This is a genomic window from Actinoalloteichus sp. AHMU CJ021, from assembly GCF_002895405.1.
Taxonomy (GTDB): Bacteria; Actinomycetota; Actinomycetes; order Mycobacteriales; family Pseudonocardiaceae; genus Actinoalloteichus_B; species Actinoalloteichus_B caeruleus.
In genome coordinates this window covers 655,695-670,970 of record NZ_CP025990.1, presented here as the reverse complement: position 1 = coordinate 670,970, position 15,276 = coordinate 655,695, and the positions used below count along the sequence as shown (strand labels likewise).

The window sequence follows — 15,276 nt, the reverse complement described above, 5'->3', positions numbered from 1 at the left end:
TCGGAAGCAGAGGAAACAGGATGGGCCGCCCGACACGCACCACCTCCACCGCCAGGAACGCCGGGGTCGTCACCGGGCTCGGCGTGGTCGCCCCGACCGGAACCTCCACCGCCGACCACTGGGACGCGGTGTTGGCCGGTCGGAGCGGCATCCGGCCGATCACCCGGTTCGACGCCTCGGTGTACCCGGTCCGCCACGCCGGCACGGTCCCGGAGTTCGAGAGCCGGACGCGGGTTCCCGACCGGCTCGTCCCGCAGACCGACCGGTGGACCCACTTCGGTCTCGCCGCCGCCGAGGAGGCGCTCGCCGACGCCGACGTCGACCCGGCGGGGCTCCCCGAGTACGAGATGGCCGTCGTCACCGCCAGCTCCTCGGGCGGCGTCGAGTTCGGCCAGCGGGAGATGGAGAGCCTGTACCAGCACGGCCCGAACTGGGTGAGCGTCTACCAGTCGATCGCCTGGTTCTACGCGGCCACCACCGGGCAGATCTCCATCCGGCACGGGATGCGCGGGACCTGCGGGGTGCTCTGCGGGGAGCAGGCCGGCGGGCTGGACGCGATCGGGCAGGGCCGCCGGTTGCTGCGGCAGGGCACCCGGCTGGTGGTCACCGGGGGGACCGACGCGTCGCTCGGCCCCTACGGCCTGGTGTCGCAGCTGCGCAGCGGATGCGTCTCCACGGTGGACGACCCGGAGACCGCCTACCTGCCCTTCGACCGGACCCCCCACGGTCACCTGCCGGGGGAGGGGGGAGCGTTGTTGGTGGTCGAGACCGAGGAGTCAGCCGCGACGCGGGGCGCCGGGCGCGGCTACGGGACGGTGCTCGGCTACGCGGCCGGGTTCGACCAGTCGATGACCGCCGGCCGGCCCCCGGTGCTGGCCCGGGTGATCCGGCAGGCGCTCGACGACGCCAGGCTCGACCCCTCCGACGTGGATGTCGTCTTCGCCGACGCCGCCGGGGAACACCGCCGGGACCAGGTCGAGGCGACCGCCCTCGCCGAGGTCCTGGGCCCCGGGGCGGTGCCGGTGACCGCGCCCAAGACCCTCACCGGTCGGCTGCTGGGCGGGGGGGCCGCGCTGGACGTGGCCACCGCGCTGCTCAGCCTGCGCGACCAGGTCATCCCGCCGACGCACGGTCCGATCCGGCTGTCCCCGGACCACGAGATCGACCTGGTCCAGGACGAACCCAGGGAGGTGCCGCTGCGGCACGCCCTCGTGGTCGCCCGGGGCTACGCCGGGTTCACCGGCGCGCTCGTCCTGGGCCGGGGCGACCGCACCCACTGACGTCGGGGCCGCGCCACCCGCGGCCCCGGTCCACGCACGACAACGGCACGCGAACCGAGGAAGGAGACACCATGAGCAGGTTCGACCTCGACGAACTCCGCCAGATCATGCGGTCCAGCGCGGGGGTGGACGAGGGAGTCGACCTCGCCGGCGACATCGGCGACCTGGAGTTCGGCGACCTGGGCTACGACTCGCTCGCCGTCCTGGAACTGGTCAGCCACGTCCAGCGCGCCCACGGGATCGTCATCCCCGACGAGGCGGTGGAGGAGATGCCGACCCCGAACCGGGCAGTGGAGTACATCAACCGGCTGGCGATGGAAGGGAACCGTTCCTGATGTCCGTCCACACCGACAACGAGATCGTCATCAACGCGCCGTTCGACCTGGTCTGGTCGATGACCAACGACGTCGCGTCCTGGCCCGAGCTGTTCAGCGAGTACGCCACCGCCGAGATCCTGGAGACCCGGGGTCAGACGGTGCGGTTCCGGCTGAGCATGTACCCCGACGAGCAGGGCCGGGTCTGGTCGTGGGTGTCCGAACGGACACCGGAGGTGGAGACCCGCACCGTGCGCGCCCACCGGGTCGAGACCGGGGCGTTCCGCTACATGTGGATCTACTGGCAGTACGACGAGGTCGAGGACGGCGTCCGGATGCGCTGGGTGCAGGACTTCGAGATGAAGCCCACCGCGCTGCTCGGGGACGCCGCGATGGAGGAACGGGTCAACGGCAACTCCCGCACCCAGATGGCGTTGATCAAGGAGAAGGTCGAGGCGGCCGCCCGGGCCGCCGTGCCGGGCTGACCGGTCCAGCACGGCCCGCCGTGACCGCGTCGGGCGCGGAGGACCGCGATCCCGCCGGGGCCCGTCCTGGTTCGACCGACGGGTTCCGGGTGGAGCCGGCGCGCCGCACCGCCCGGCCCGCCCGCCACGTCCCGGCGCACCCCGACACCACCGCTCCCCAGGAGCACCGCACCCCCGACGGCCCGAGGGGCCGCACCCGCACCCGTCAGCGGAGGGAGACGCCATGACCCCGGATCTCGACGGCCACGTCGCACCCACCCCCGGAGGGCTGAGAGCCACCGTCGTTGGGAGCGGATGGGCGCTGAGCGCCGCCAGACACCGTCGTCGTGACCGATCACCACGTCCGGGACGCGCTTGCCGGACCGGGGAGGATCGGCCGGTGGGCGCGGCCGACCGTCCTCACCGCGTCGGACCGGACCGCATCGGTGCCCACCCGGCCATCCTCGCCGAGGTCGCACGGCCGGCCGGTGGAGCCGCGTTGGTCACCGGCGTTCCGCGTGGGATGGGGGGCGCGACGCCGCCCCCACCCCGTCGCCCGGCGGTCCGACACGAGGTGGAGGGGCCGGCGTCCCCGCACCGCCGACGGCCCCGCACCGCCGACGCACCCGGTCCGGCCCGTCCCGACGGCCAGGACGACGGGCCTCGACCAGCCGGAGCCCACTCCCCGGACGACACCGGGGCCAGGTCCAGCGTGGACGGGGGCTTCCTCGGATGAGTGAGTCCGTGTTCCGGGTGCTGCTGCGCATCGAGGTGCGCCCCGGCATGACCGAGGGCTTCGAACGAGCGTGGGCCGAGGTCGGTGCCGCCGCCACCACCCATCCCGCCAACCTCGGCCAGTGGTTCGGCCGGGACGCCGAGAACCCCGGGGTGTACTGGGTGCAGAGCGACTGGGTCGACGCGGAGGGGTTCCACGAGTTCGAGCACAGCCAGCGGCACGTCGTGCACCGCCGCGCCCTGCGCCCGTTCCGCGCCGGTGGGTCGATGACGACGATGACGGTCCTGACGCACCTCCCGCCCGGCCAGCGGGCGGGGAGCCACGCCGAATGGGAGGCGGCCGGATGACCGGTCCGATCCAGGTCCTGTTGTTCAGGACCCACCCCGACCCCGACGAGCTGGAACGCGCGTACCGGGTGGTCAGCGCGGGGCTGCGCGCCGTGCCCGGGCTGCTTTCCGACGAGCTGCTCCGCTCGGTGTCCGAACCGGACGAGTACCTGTTGTCCAGCCGCTGGGAGAGCCTGGACGCCTTGCGGTCCTGGCAGGGCGGCGAGCAGCACGACCGGGTTCCGCTGCCGCTGCGCGTGCCGAGCGGCCGACCGTTGGCCGGGGGGTACGGCCTGTACCAGCCGGCCTCCCCGGGCTGAGACGGCGAAGGCCACGGGGGCGGGCCCCCGCACCCGTGGCCGCGTCGACACTCGTCCCCAGCCCAGCCCAGCCCAGCCCAGCCCAGCACCCGACCCCGGACGTCCCGACGTGGGCCGCCGTCACCCGGCGGACACGTCCGGGCGCCCCACCGATCACCACCCAGTGTTCGCCGCCGCCCGACCGGCCGGCGGCCCGAGCGGAGGGATCTCCAGGATCGTGCGGCTCACCACCGACCCCCCCACCGCCTCCCCCGGCACGGCCGGGACCGACGGTGCCTGGCTCGCCTGCCCAGGATGTCGAAGCCTGGTCTACCGCCGGCGCTACCTCCGGCTGCTCGACGTCTGCCCCGACTGCGGTCGCCACGGCAGACTCCCGGCCGCCGCCAGAGCCGAACGACTGCTGGACGCCGGATCCCCGGCCGAACTCGCCGTCCCCGAGGTCCCCCTCGACCCGCTCGGCTTCGTCGACCAGCTGCCCTACCCGGACAGGCTCCGCGAGGCCGCCGACCGCACCGGGTCGCGGGACGCCGTCCGCTGCTACCGGGGGACACTCCACGGCCAGCCCGTCGTGCTCGCCGCGATGGACTTCCGGTTCCTCGGGGGCAGCCTCGGCACGGCGGCGGGCGAGGCCGTGACCACGGCCGCGGAGACGGCGCTGAGCGAGGGCGTGCCGCTGCTGCTCGCCACCGCCTCGGGCGGCGCCCGGATGCAGGAGGGCGCGCTCGCCCTGATGCAGATGGCCAGGACCAGCGGCGCGATGGCCGACCTGGACGCCGCGGGCCTGCTGACCGCCACCCTCGTCACCGATCCCACCTACGGCGGGGTTGCCGCCTCCTTCGCCATGCTCTCCGACATCGTCGTCGCCGAACCCGGCGCCCGCATGGGGTTCGCCGGCCCGAGGGTCATCGCCCAGACCGTGCGGGAGAGCCTGCCCCCGGGGTTCCAGACCGCCGAGTTCCTGCTCCGCCACGGCCTGATCGACGAGGTCCGCCCCCGCGCCGAACTGCGTGGCTTCCTGGGAACGGCCGTCGCCGTCGCCAGTGGGCGCGCCCCCGCCGACTGGGGCGCCGCCACCTCCGACCCGGTGGTGCGGGACCCCGACGCCCTGACACCCAGGCCGGCGGCCACCCGGGTCGACCTGGCGCGCCACCGCGACCGCCCCACCACCCTCGACCACCTCGGGCGGTGGCTCGACGGCTTCGTGGAGCTGCACGGCGACCGGCTGGGAGCCGACTGCCCCGCCGTCGTCGGCGGGATCGGCATCCTCGACGGACTGCCGCTGCTGGTGTTGGGACACCAGAAGGGGCACGGCACCCGGGAACTCGTCGACCGCAACTTCGGCATGGCCACCCCCGGTGGCTATCGGAAGGCGCTGCGCCTGATGCGGCTCGCGGCCAAACTCCGGCTGCCGGTGCTCACCGTCGTGGACACCCCGGGAGCCCACCCCGGGGTGGACGCCGAGGAACAGGGCCAGTCCTACGTCATCGCCGAGTGCCTGCGCACCCTCGGCGAGCTCCCCGTTCCCGTCGTCAGCGTCATCACCGGGGAGGGTGGCAGCGGCGGCGCCCTGGCCCTCGCCGTCGCCGACGAGGTCCTGCTCTGCGAGAACGGCATCTACTCGGTGATCAGCCCCGAGGGGTGCGCGGCGATCCTGTGGAAGAGCCCGAACGCCGTCGAGGTCGCCGCCCGCGCCCTGCGCCTGGGCGCCGCCGACCTCCTGCGGCTCGGTGTCGTCGACGGTGTCGTCCCCGAACCGGACGGCGGCGCGCACCGGGACCCGCGCCGGGCCAGCGCGATCCTGCGGGACGCCGTGATCAGCGCCCTGAGCCGACACCGGGCGACGGACCCCCACGACCTGGTCCGCGCCCGCAAGCGGCGGTTCCGCCAGCTGGGGGCCGTCGACACCGGAACCGACCGGAGGGAGCCAGCACGATGACCGCACTGCACACCAGCGAACCGATCAGCGGCAACGGGGGAATGGGAACCACGGTGACCGGCTGCGGCGGGCCAGCCGCGTTGGACGCCGCCGTGCGCGCCGTCGCCGAGACGCTCCGGTCCTCGACCGGAACACCGAGACGGATACGGGTCCGCTGCGGGGAGGCGAGCATCGAGGTGGACTGGCGGCCGGGGGACGGCGACGGCCCGCCGAGCGCCTCCGGCGCCACCGCGCCCTCGGGCGCCACGCCGGCGGCGGCCAGCGGGCACGTCCTGACCGCGCCGCTCGTCGGCACCTTCTACCGGGCGCCGGAACCCGGCGCGAGGCCCTTCGTGGAGGTCGGCGACCAGGTCGTCGTCGGCCAGCAGGTGGGCATCGTGGAGGCGATGAAGCTGATGAACCCCCTGGAGGCCGACCAGGCCGGCCGGGTCACCGAGATCCTCGTCGGTGACGCCGAACCGGTCGAGTACGGACAACCGCTCCTGCGCGTCGAACCGGACGAGGAGTAGGGGATGGGCACCTCCCGAACACCGAGCACCGAGGCACCCGGAGTGTCCGGTCACACCACACCGGGCGGGGTCGCCGAGAACGGGCGGCCGCGACCCACCGGCGCCCGCCCGCCGTTCGACACCGTCCTGGTCGCCAACCGGGGCGAGATCGCGCTGCGCGTCATCCGCAGCTGCCGGGAACTGGGCATCCGCACCGTCGTGGCCCACTCGGCGGCGGACGACGACTCGGCCGCCGTGCGGGCCGCCGACGCGTCGGTGCGGATCGGACCCGGGCCCTCCCGGCGCAGCTACCTGTACGCGCCGGCGGTCATCGAGGCGGCGCTGAGCACCGGCGCGCAGGCCGTGCACCCCGGGTACGGGTTCCTGTCCGAGGACCCGGACTTCGCCGAGATCTGCGCCGACAACGGCCTCGTCTTCGTCGGCCCCCGCCCCGAGGTGATGGCGGAACTGGGGGACAAGGCCCTGGCCAGAAGGCGGATGGCCGCCGCCGGCCTGCCCGTCCTCCCTGGCACCACCGAGGCGGTGCGCGGCACCGACGAGATCGTGGAGATCGCCAGCAGGATCGGCTTCCCCCTGATCATCAAGGCCTCCGCCGGTGGCGGGGGGCGCGGCATGGCGGTGGTCCGCGCCGCCGACGACCTGGTGCCCACGTACCGGGCGACCCGGGCCGCCGCGCGAAGCACCTTCGGCGACGACAGCGTCTACGTGGAGCGCTACTGGGACCGGGCGCGGCACGTCGAGGTGCAGGTGCTCGCCGACACCCACGGCACCGTGCTGCACCTGGGGGAGCGGGACTGTTCGGTGCAGCGGCGGCACCAGAAGCTGGTGGAGGAGAGCCCGGCTCCCGGGCTGTCGGCCGACCTGCGCTCCCGGTTGTGCGAGTACGCGGTGCGGGGAGCACGGGCGGTCGGCTACACGGGCGCGGGCACCTTCGAGTTCCTCGTGCAGGGCGAGGAGATCGCGTTCATCGAGATGAACTGCCGCATCCAGGTGGAGCACCCGGTCACCGAGATGGTGACCGGGGTGGACATCGTCCGGGAACAGCTCATGGTCGCCGCCGGCCACCCGGTGAGCCTGTCCCAGCGGGAGATCGTGCCGCGCGGGGTGGCGGTGGAGTGCCGGGTCAACGCCGAGGACCCCGACCTCGACTTCGCGCCCCGCCCGGGGCTGGTCAGCGAGTTCGTCCCACCCGGCGGTCCTTTCGTGCGGGTCGACACGGCCGCCTACCCGGGGTGGCGGGTGCCCACCGAGTACGACTCGCTGCTGGCGAAGGTCGTCGTCTGGGGGCCGGACCGGGCCCAGGCGTTGTCCAGGATGGACCGCGCCCTGGACGAGTTCCGGGTGGCCGGACCCGGCCTGCGCACCACGGTCGGGGTGCTGCGGCGCGTCCTCGCCGAGCCCACGTTCCGGGCGGGGACGCACACCACGGCGCTGCTCGCGGGTGGTGTCGACCGACTGCCGGTGGTGGAGCCGGGGTGAACCCCGCCCGCCCCCGAGCCACGGGACGGGGGCGGGCGTCACCGGCTGTGGCGTGGTCCTCCCGTCGCCGGGGGACCGGGAGGTCGGCCGTGCTGGTGGTCCGCTGGCGGCCACGCGGGTGGACCACCCCGCCGGCGGCTCAGCGCGGCAGGCCCCGCGACACCCCGCAGCCGAGGGCGGGGGCTGGTGGTAGCCCGGTACCGGACGGCCGAGGCCACCGGGCGGGTACCCGGATCGGGCGCCGGACCCCCTCCGCCGAGGGGGCGGCCGAGGAGAGCGGCCGGGCGGTGTCCCCGGTGCGCGCGCCCGTCGTGAGGCGCGGCGGTGTTCGACCGCTGTCGTCGAACTCATCGGTGCGATCTCGCCGATTCCTTCGAATTGTTTCCGCTCCCGATCGGACGATCACGAAACGATTACGCGCATTGGAGTGGTGGTCTCGGCTGTGTTCGCTACCGTTCGGTGGTCCGTCGGGCCGATGTTCTCGGCGGCGGTACTGGCGTAGCGTGGGTGCGCGAATACCCATTGGTGACAAGGAGGTCCCAATGTCCGTACTCGCAGGTAGGCGACTCTCTCCCCTGGCGCGCGCCGTCGCCGCCGTGGCCGCGGCCGTCATGTTCATGATGGTGTTCTCCGCCGGAACGGCGTCCGCGCACGGTTCCACCATTGACCCGCCGTCCCGGAACTACGGGTGCTGGGAACGGTGGGGGCACGATTTCCAGAATCCGGAGATGGCCACCGAGGACCCGATGTGCTGGCAGGCCTGGCAGCACGACACCAACGCGATGTGGCAGTGGAACGGTGTCTACCGGGAGGGCGTGGGCGGTGACCACGAGGGAGCCATTCCCGACGGTCAGCTGTGCAGCGCCGGCCGCACCGGAGGCGACCGCTACGCCGCCCTCGACGTGCCCGGCGAGTGGCACGCGACCCCGGTGGCCAACGAGTTCACCGTGACCGTGCACGACCAGGCGCTGCACGGCGCCGACTACTACCGGGTGTACGTGACCAAGCAGGGATTCGACCCGACCACCGACGAACTCGGCTGGGGTGATCTGGAACTGGCCGGTCAGACCGGGGTGGTCCCGCCCGGTGAGGGCACGCCCAGCGACGACCCGGCCCTGGGTGGGGTGTCGGTGTCCATCGACGTGGAGGCCCCCGGCCGCACCGGTCGGCACATCGTCTACATGATCTGGCAGGCCAGCCACTTCGACCAGACGTTCTACGGGTGCAGCGACGTGGTCTTCGGCTGACGACCCGGCCCCGGGGGGCGCGCCCCCCGGGGCGGCGGTCGTGGTCCGGGGGAACCGCGCCCGAGCGCGGCCCGCCCGCCGGCGGCCTCCCGTCCTCGACGGGCCGGGCCCGGTCAGTCCAGCCGTTCGCCCACGACCACCCAGGAGTCGGGGCGGACGCTGTGCAGCTGCGAGAGCCGGAACCCGGCCAGCCCGAGCTGACTGGCGACCCAGGTCGGCGCGAGGCGCAGCAGGACCCGACTCCCGCCGTGCAGGTTCCAGCTGCCCTCGTCGTCCCGCCGGTGCACCAGGTCGTGGACCTGGACGGTGTCCTCGCCGGTGTACTCCAGGAACCAGGTGGTGATCTCACCGGAGCTGGTGGCGCCCTGGACGAAGCGGTCGCGGCCCCGGAGTTCCTGGGTGAGGTCGGCGAACCCGACGACGAACATCCCGCCCGGCGCCAGCGAGGCCAGCACCGCCTCGAACAGCGCCCGCACCCCGTCCTTGCCGGGCAGCCGCAGCAGGGCCTCCCCGCAGCACACGACGGTGTCGAACGGGCCGCCGTCGGGTGGCTCGAACGGCTGGCGCAGCAGGTCGGCCGTGGTGCGCACCACCGTGGGGCAGGTGTCGAGCAACCGCAGGTCGTCCTCGCGGTAGGGGGGCTCGTCGCCGACGGCGAGCAGAACCGAGTCGAAGCCCCGGGTGGCCAGCGCGAGCGCGTAGTGCCCCGGCCACCCCCCAAGGTCCAGGGCGGTCCCGCCGTGCTCGGGAACCCGGCATTGCTCGAGCAGCTGGCGGGGTTGCCTGACCACGGACAGGAGGTCGTCGGTGGGGCTGCCCCCGGGCGCCGGAAACTCGACCAACAGCGTCTCGTGCAGGTCAGCGACATTGAACACGACGTATCCTCCGGCATCCCCAGAAGGGATTCAGTCATCCGACCGGACACTGCGGGTGAGTGATCGGTGACCGAGAGTCGGGTAATGGCTCCCAGCCTAGCGATCCGGACCCGTCCGTGGGGAGGGAACCAGGTCCCGGATCAGAGCCAACCGGGGGAGCGCCCCCGTCCGATCGGAGCGCCGGCCGCGTCCCGGGTGCGGTCGGGGACGTCGGTCAGCGTTCCCGAGGAACGCCACCGGCGGCCCGGGCGAGCGGCGCCAGCGAACCGGAGGACGTCGCCCCCTCACCACCGGGGAACGGCGGTGTCCCGTTCCGGGTCCCCACCCAAGGCCGCGATCCCGAGCCAGTCCGCGCACACGTCCGACGTCGCCGGGTGCAGAGCGCCGTACCGGGCGTCCCGGTAGATCCGCTCCAGCGGGTTGCCCCGCGTCGTGGCCGCCGTTCCCGCCGCCTCCAACACCGAGGAGGCCACCGTGGCCGCCGTGTCCCCGGCGAGGAGCTTGGCCCGCCACACCCAGCGGTTGGTGGCCGGCGATCCCGGATCCCGGTCGACCCGGTTGGCCGCCTCCCGCACCGCCAACCGGGCGGCCGCGACGGCGGCGTCGGCCCGGCCCATCCGTCCCCGCACAGCCGGCAGGTGGTCGAGGCCGCGCTCGCTGAGCTGGGAGCGGGCCTCCCGCAGCGCGGACTCGGCCACTCCGACGTAGACGGCCGCGTAGGAAGCGATCATCCAGTGCGGCATCGCCTGGACGAACGTCGGCGCGAGACCCTCCACGCCGCCGAGCAGGGCGTCCCGCCCCACGGTGACGTCAAGTCGGAGGTCGTCGCTGGCCGTCGCCCGCATCCCGAGGGTGTCCCAGGACCGGACGACCTCCACGCCGGAACCAGCGGGAACCACGAAGTAGGAGACGGTGGGGGTCGAGTAGTCGCGGTCCACCGCCGAGCGGGCACCCACCAGGTAGAGGTCGGCGTGGCCGGCGGCCGACACGAAGGACTTCTCCCCGATGATCCGGTAGCCCTGTTCCACCTCGTGGTAGGTGGTGGACATCCTGGACAACCGGGAACCGACCCTCCGCTCGCTCAGGGCGACGGCGAAGAGCTTGCCGGTCAGGGCCGCCGCCAGGATCCGGTCGTGGGCCTGGGCCACCTCCGCCCGCCGGTCGGGGTCGTCCACGAGCGTGGCCGGCAGGCTCGTCAGCGCCCCCACCACGGAGGAGTGCATGTTGAACACGAGGGCGGTCGCCCCGGACCCGCAGGCCAGCTCGATGGCGATCTCCACGTAGTCCCCGAAGCTGGCGCCGGTGCCGCCCAACCTGCGCGGTGCCATCAGGCCGAACAGGCCGGCGGACCGCAGCTGCTGGAAGTCGGTGATCGGGAAGGCCCCGGCCTCGTCGTGCTGGGCGGCGCGCGCCGCGAACAGGGGGGACAGCGCGCGGGCCCGGGACAGGGCCTCGGCACTGGTGGCCGGCGCGTCGTCCGGCGGGATCACCCCGCCCCAGTGGTCGGGCCGGTCCTCTCCGACCAGCCCGACCGGCAGGTCCGGCTGCGTCGACTCCTGGCGCCGGTCCCGGGGCCGGCTGCCGGAGGGCGCGCCGTGCTCGATCACGGCGCCCCGAACCTCTCCGCGCCCACCAGCTCCCGGGGCGCGCCGCGGGGCGGGCGCGGGAGCCGGCGGGGGAGGGGGGCGGTTCGGGGGTCGCGCGATGTCGAACGCACCAGGAGGTCCTTCCGTCGATCGTGCCGGCAGCGACTGGCGGGTCACGTCCGGCGCCGCGCGGGACGTTCGGCGGTGGCCCGTCGAGGAGACCGTCGACGGTGTCCCGAACCCCGGCACCGTCCCCAGTGTGCGATGGGTGGGCGGGCGTCGCAGGGAGCACCGCGTCCCCGGTTCGGGGGCATTCACGTTCACGTTCCCCGTGGTCGTCACGGGCAGCGACCACGAGGAGTGAACGGAAAGGCCAGGTCAGCACGGTCGGGCCGGTCGGCGAGTCGGGGCCCGAGGCGGGCCGGGCCGAGTCGACCGGCTGTCGACGGCCGTCCTCGCGGGGGCCGGGTTCGTCGGCGACCACCGCGCCCGAGGTGGACTCAGCCGGACACCTCAGTCATCAGACATCTGTCAGGTATCGGCCAAGAACATCGCGGTATGTCTCGCCCGATGGCCGGTTGTGAGCAAGATACATCCTACCTATCCGGGCTGTTCCGTCCGATCAGCGTGGATCACGGCATCCCAACTCGGAGGTTGTCCCATGACGTTCCGGAAGCGCCCCAGACGCGTGGCCGTCGGTGCGCTCGCCATCACCGCCGCCGTCGCCCTGCCGACGGCGCTCGCATCGGGGGCGGCCGTGGCCGAACCCGACGCGCCGTCGACCACCGGCTTCGGTATCCCCCGTGGGTACGGCGGCGCCGAACAGCAGCTGGGGCGCGGCGTGATCGCCGTGCACGACGGCGACGCCGTCCACGTCGGCTGGCGCCTGCTGGAGACCGACCGCGCCGACGTCGCCTTCCACCTGTTCCGGGAGACCGACGGCCGGCGCACCAAGCTCAACCGGGAGCCCATCACCGGCGCCACCCACTGGGTGGACGAGGAGGCCGACCCCGGCAAGGAGAACACCTACCACGTCCACGCCGTCCGCAACGGCGGCCGGGACAACCAGCGCGGCTCCTACACGCTGCCCGCCGGCTCCGAGGACCGGCCGTTCTTCTCCTTCGACCTCGCCGACGACATCGACCAGACCGCCCGCCACGTCGCCGTCGGCGACCTCGACGGCGACGGCGAGATGGATTACGTGATCAAGCGTGGCGACCAGAACATCGACCCGTCCAAGGGCGAGGAGCCACGCGACACCTACAAACTGGAGGGCTACTCCAGCGAGGGCGAGTTCCTCTGGCGCCGCGATCTGGGCGTCAACCTGCGCACCGGGATCTGGTACACGCCCTACCTCGTGCACGACCTCAACGGCGACGGCAAGGCCGAGGTCATCTACAAGTCCAGTGAGGTGGACGAGGACCTCAACGGCGACGGCGTCATCGACTACCGGGCCAGCCAGAACTGGCGGGTCTACGACGGACCGGAGTACGTCGAGATCCTCGACGGCGCCACCGGCGAGACCATCGAACGCCAGGACTGGATCGACCGGGGCGAACCGGGGGTCTGGGGTGACGACCGGGGCAACCGCTCCGAACGCAACCTGATGACGGTGGCCTACCTCGACGGCCCCGACGCCAACCCGAGCCTGATCACCCTGCGCGGCACCTACGCGAAGATGGTGGCCGAGGCCTGGGACTTCGACGGGGAGACGGCCACCCTGCGGTGGCAGTGGAACCGGCCGACCGACGAGAACGGCCGCTACCCGAAGGGCGCCGGGTTCCACAACCTGCGCACCGGCGACATCGACGGTGACGGCCGCGACGAGATCATCAACGGCAGCATCGCCATCGACGACGACGGGTCGACCCTGTGGATCACCGAGGAGGGTCACGGCGACCGGGTCCACATGACCGACATCGACCCGGAGCGCGAGGGCCTGGAGATCTTCTACGTCCAGGAGGTCAACAGCCACTACAGCAACCCGATCCACCTGCGGGGCGCCGAGGAGGGCGACCTGCTGTGGGGGCCCACCGGCGAGAAGTGGGACGACGTGGGCCGGGGCATGGCCGCCGACATCGACCCCCGCCACCCGGGCCTGGAGGTGTGGGGAGGCCGCCCCAACCCGCAGGGCATCGTCGAGGTGGTGGCACCCGTCGACGGCCTCTACAACGCCAGGGGTGAGCGGATCGGCACCCGACCCGCCAGCGTGAACTACGGCATCTGGTGGGACGGCGACCTGCTCCGCGAGCTGCTCGACGGCATCTACATCGACAAGTGGGACTACGAGAACGAGGAACTGGTCAACCTCGTGACGGCGGAGGCCGACCCGTTCGGTGGCACCGACCGCTACGCCGTGCTGGGCTACGGGGACGTCTTCGGCGACTGGCGCGAGGAGGTCTTCTACGTGCACGACCGCAGCGAGATCCGGATCTACACGACGACGATCCCGACCGAGTACCGGTTCCCGACCCTGCTGCACGACCGGGACTACCGGGCGAGCCTCGCCGCCGAGTCCATGGGCTACATGCAGTCCACCCAGCCGGGCTTCTACTTCGGCGAGGGCATGGACGGCACCTGATACGTCCGGTCCCGGGTGGCCTCCTCTGTCCCGGAGGGAGGCCGCCCGGACCGGGCACCCGGCCGCGACGCGCGGCCGACACCCGCCGCCGCCCGGCGCGGGACGACCCCGAGAAGGTAACTGATGACCGCCTCCATCGTCGCCATCGACACCCAGGACATCCGCTTCCCCACCTCCCGTGAGCTGGACGGTTCGGACGCGATGAACCCCGATCCGGACTACTCGGCCGCCTACGTGGTGGTGCGGACCGACGCCGCCGACGGTCTGGAGGGGCACGGCTTCGCCTTCACCATCGGGCGGGGCAACGACGTGCAGGTGGCGGCGATCCGCGCCCTCGCGCCGGCCCTCGTCGGCCGGCCGCTGGACGACACCCTCGCCGACCTGGGCGGCCTGTGGCGTTCCCTCGTCCACGACAGCCAACTCCGGTGGCTCGGGCCGGAGAAGGGGGTCGTGCACATGGCGATCTCCGCCGTGGTCAACGCCCTGTGGGACCTGCGGGCCAAGCGGGAGGGCAAACCGCTGTGGCGGCTGCTGGCGGACCTGGAACCGGAGGAGGTCGTCGACCTCGTCGACTTCCGCTACCTCAGTGACGCCCTGACCAGGGCGGAGGCCCTGGACATCCTGCGTTCGGCCCGGGAGGGGCGCGCGGGGCGGGAACGCCGCCTGCTCGCCGAGGGCTACCCCGCCTACACCACCTCGCCCGGCTGGCTCGGGTACGACGACGCGAAGCTCACCAGGCTCGTCCGGGAGGCGCTGGCCGCCGGCTTCACCCAGATCAAGCTCAAGGTCGGCGCGGACCTCGACGACGACCTGCGCCGGCTGCGGGTCGCCCGGGAGATCGCCGGCCCCGACGTGCGCATCGCCGTGGACGCCAACCAGCGGTGGGACGTGGCCGAGGCGATCGACTGGACGCGGGCGCTGGCGCCGTACGACCCGTGGTGGATCGAGGAGCCCACCAGCCCCGACGACGTGCTCGGACACGCCGCCATCCGGCGGGGCGTCGCCCCGGTGCGGGTGGCCAGCGGCGAGCACATCCACAACCGGGTCATGTTCAAACAGTTCCTCCAGGCCGACGCGATCGACGTCGTGCAGATCGACGCGGCGCGGGTGGCCGGGGTGAACGAGAACGTCGCGATCCTGTTGCTGGCCGCGAAGTTCGGCCGACCGGTGTGCCCGCACGCCGGCGGGGTGGGCCTGTGCGAACTCGTCCAGCACCTCGCCATGTTCGACTACCTCGCCGTCAGCGGGACCTGGGATGACCGGGTCATCGAGTACGTCGACCACCTGCACGAGCACTTCGTGGACCCGGTGCGGGTGCGCGGCGGCCGTTACCTCGCCCCCGAACGCCCGGGTTTCTCCGCGCAGATCCGCACCGCCTCCCGCGCCGCGCACCGCTACCCCGACGGTGTCGCCTGGGTCGCCGACCGCGTTCCCACCTCGGGGTAGGTGGCACTCGCGCCCGACGTCCGGCCGTGGCCGGTCGCCGCGCCTCCGGTGGCCGCTCGACCAGCGGGCCCGCCGTGCCCACGCCGGTAACACCCGGGGCCGGCCGCTCGGGACGGGGGAGGTCCGCGTCGGCAGCTCACCGGCGGTGTCCACTCGGAGGAGCCGCCGGCCCAGCGA

Annotated in this window: 14 protein-coding genes; 12 read left to right on the top strand and 2 right to left on the bottom strand. The window is 73.4% G+C overall.

The genetic code is table 11. The annotated features are described in order from the left end of the window. Positions 1-20: 20 nt before the first annotated feature. The 10 genes from C1701_RS02395 to C1701_RS02345 all read left to right on the top strand — a co-directional run bounded on the left by C1701_RS02395 (position 21) and on the right by C1701_RS02345 (position 8,611). Positions 21-1,280: a ketosynthase chain-length factor gene (locus tag C1701_RS02395; protein WP_026419127.1), complete on the top strand. Its 1,260-nt coding sequence runs from the start codon at positions 21-23 to the stop codon at positions 1,278-1,280. Positions 1,281-1,351: 71 nt separating this feature from the next. Next, a complete protein-coding gene (locus C1701_RS02390; protein ID WP_030105119.1) occupies positions 1,352-1,615 on the top strand; it encodes an acyl carrier protein in 264 nt (87 codons plus the stop codon). Continuing rightward, positions 1,615-2,079, top strand: coding sequence for an SRPBCC family protein (locus tag C1701_RS02385; RefSeq protein ID WP_030105120.1), 465 nt, complete (start codon positions 1,615-1,617; stop codon positions 2,077-2,079). The genes C1701_RS02390 and C1701_RS02385 overlap by 1 nt, the downstream gene beginning before the upstream one ends. Before the next feature lie 379 nt (positions 2,080-2,458). Then, positions 2,459-2,794: a hypothetical protein gene (locus C1701_RS02375; RefSeq protein ID WP_103055455.1), complete on the top strand. Its 336-nt coding sequence runs from the start codon at positions 2,459-2,461 to the stop codon at positions 2,792-2,794. Further along, the gene (locus C1701_RS02370; protein WP_026419122.1) at positions 2,791-3,141 is read left to right on the top strand and encodes an antibiotic biosynthesis monooxygenase family protein; all 351 of its coding nucleotides are present in this window, start codon (positions 2,791-2,793) and stop codon (positions 3,139-3,141) included. Before C1701_RS02375 ends, C1701_RS02370 begins: the two co-directional genes overlap by 4 nt. Continuing rightward, a complete protein-coding gene (locus C1701_RS02365) occupies positions 3,138-3,440 on the top strand; it encodes an antibiotic biosynthesis monooxygenase family protein (RefSeq protein WP_337662089.1) in 303 nt (100 codons plus the stop codon). Before C1701_RS02370 ends, C1701_RS02365 begins: the two co-directional genes overlap by 4 nt. A gap of 217 nt (positions 3,441-3,657) precedes the next feature. Next, on the top strand, positions 3,658-5,376 hold the full coding sequence (gene accA, locus C1701_RS02360; RefSeq protein ID WP_051314077.1) for an acetyl-CoA carboxylase carboxyl transferase subunit alpha: 1,719 nt from the start codon (positions 3,658-3,660) through the stop codon (positions 5,374-5,376). After that, a complete protein-coding gene (accB, locus tag C1701_RS02355) occupies positions 5,373-5,885 on the top strand; it encodes an acetyl-CoA carboxylase biotin carboxyl carrier protein (protein ID WP_035292361.1) in 513 nt (170 codons plus the stop codon). Before accA ends, accB begins: the two co-directional genes overlap by 4 nt. Before the next feature lie 3 nt (positions 5,886-5,888). Next, the gene (locus tag C1701_RS02350; RefSeq protein WP_081715511.1) at positions 5,889-7,364 is read left to right on the top strand and encodes an acetyl-CoA carboxylase biotin carboxylase subunit; all 1,476 of its coding nucleotides are present in this window, start codon (positions 5,889-5,891) and stop codon (positions 7,362-7,364) included. 542 nt (positions 7,365-7,906) lie between these two features. Next, entirely contained in the window at positions 7,907-8,611 is a 705-nt protein-coding gene (locus tag C1701_RS02345; RefSeq protein ID WP_026419231.1) for a lytic polysaccharide monooxygenase auxiliary activity family 9 protein, read from the top strand. A gap of 113 nt (positions 8,612-8,724) precedes the next feature. Here C1701_RS02345 and C1701_RS02340 read toward each other — a convergent pair whose 3' ends face one another. Together C1701_RS02340 and C1701_RS02335 are read right to left on the bottom strand one after the other, a co-directional pair. Then, the gene (locus C1701_RS02340) at positions 8,725-9,486 is read right to left on the bottom strand and encodes a class I SAM-dependent methyltransferase (RefSeq protein ID WP_051314075.1); all 762 of its coding nucleotides are present in this window, start codon (positions 9,484-9,486) and stop codon (positions 8,725-8,727) included. Between the two features lie 284 nt (positions 9,487-9,770). Then, entirely contained in the window at positions 9,771-11,093 is a 1,323-nt protein-coding gene (locus C1701_RS02335) for an acyl-CoA dehydrogenase family protein (protein ID WP_337662088.1), read from the bottom strand. 640 nt (positions 11,094-11,733) lie between these two features. On the opposite strand from C1701_RS02335, the gene C1701_RS02325 reads away from it, so the two are divergent. After that, positions 11,734-13,653, top strand: a complete 1,920-nt coding sequence (locus C1701_RS02325; RefSeq protein ID WP_103055453.1) for a rhamnogalacturonan lyase family protein — start codon at positions 11,734-11,736, stop codon at positions 13,651-13,653. A 123-nt stretch (positions 13,654-13,776) separates the two neighbouring features. Further along, on the top strand, positions 13,777-15,099 hold the full coding sequence (locus tag C1701_RS02320; RefSeq protein ID WP_103055452.1) for an enolase C-terminal domain-like protein: 1,323 nt from the start codon (positions 13,777-13,779) through the stop codon (positions 15,097-15,099). Positions 15,100-15,276 lie beyond the last annotated feature (177 nt).

What these genes read in the sequence shown, in the direction of transcription:
- C1701_RS02395 (WP_026419127.1), top strand. Translation starts at nt 21, where the DNA reads ATGGGCCGCCCGACACGCACCACCTCCACCGCCAGGAACGCCGGGGTC.
- C1701_RS02390 (WP_030105119.1), top strand. Translation starts at nt 1,352, where the DNA reads ATGAGCAGGTTCGACCTCGACGAACTCCGCCAGATCATGCGGTCCAGC.
- C1701_RS02385 (WP_030105120.1), top strand. Translation starts at nt 1,615, where the DNA reads ATGTCCGTCCACACCGACAACGAGATCGTCATCAACGCGCCGTTCGAC.
- C1701_RS02370 (WP_026419122.1), top strand. Translation starts at nt 2,791, where the DNA reads ATGAGTGAGTCCGTGTTCCGGGTGCTGCTGCGCATCGAGGTGCGCCCC.
- C1701_RS02365 (WP_337662089.1), top strand. Translation starts at nt 3,138, where the DNA reads ATGACCGGTCCGATCCAGGTCCTGTTGTTCAGGACCCACCCCGACCCC.
- accB (WP_035292361.1), top strand. Translation starts at nt 5,373, where the DNA reads ATGACCGCACTGCACACCAGCGAACCGATCAGCGGCAACGGGGGAATG.
- C1701_RS02350 (WP_081715511.1), top strand. Translation starts at nt 5,889, where the DNA reads ATGGGCACCTCCCGAACACCGAGCACCGAGGCACCCGGAGTGTCCGGT.
- C1701_RS02345 (WP_026419231.1), top strand. Translation starts at nt 7,907, where the DNA reads ATGTCCGTACTCGCAGGTAGGCGACTCTCTCCCCTGGCGCGCGCCGTC.
- C1701_RS02325 (WP_103055453.1), top strand. Translation starts at nt 11,734, where the DNA reads ATGACGTTCCGGAAGCGCCCCAGACGCGTGGCCGTCGGTGCGCTCGCC.
- C1701_RS02320 (WP_103055452.1), top strand. Translation starts at nt 13,777, where the DNA reads ATGACCGCCTCCATCGTCGCCATCGACACCCAGGACATCCGCTTCCCC.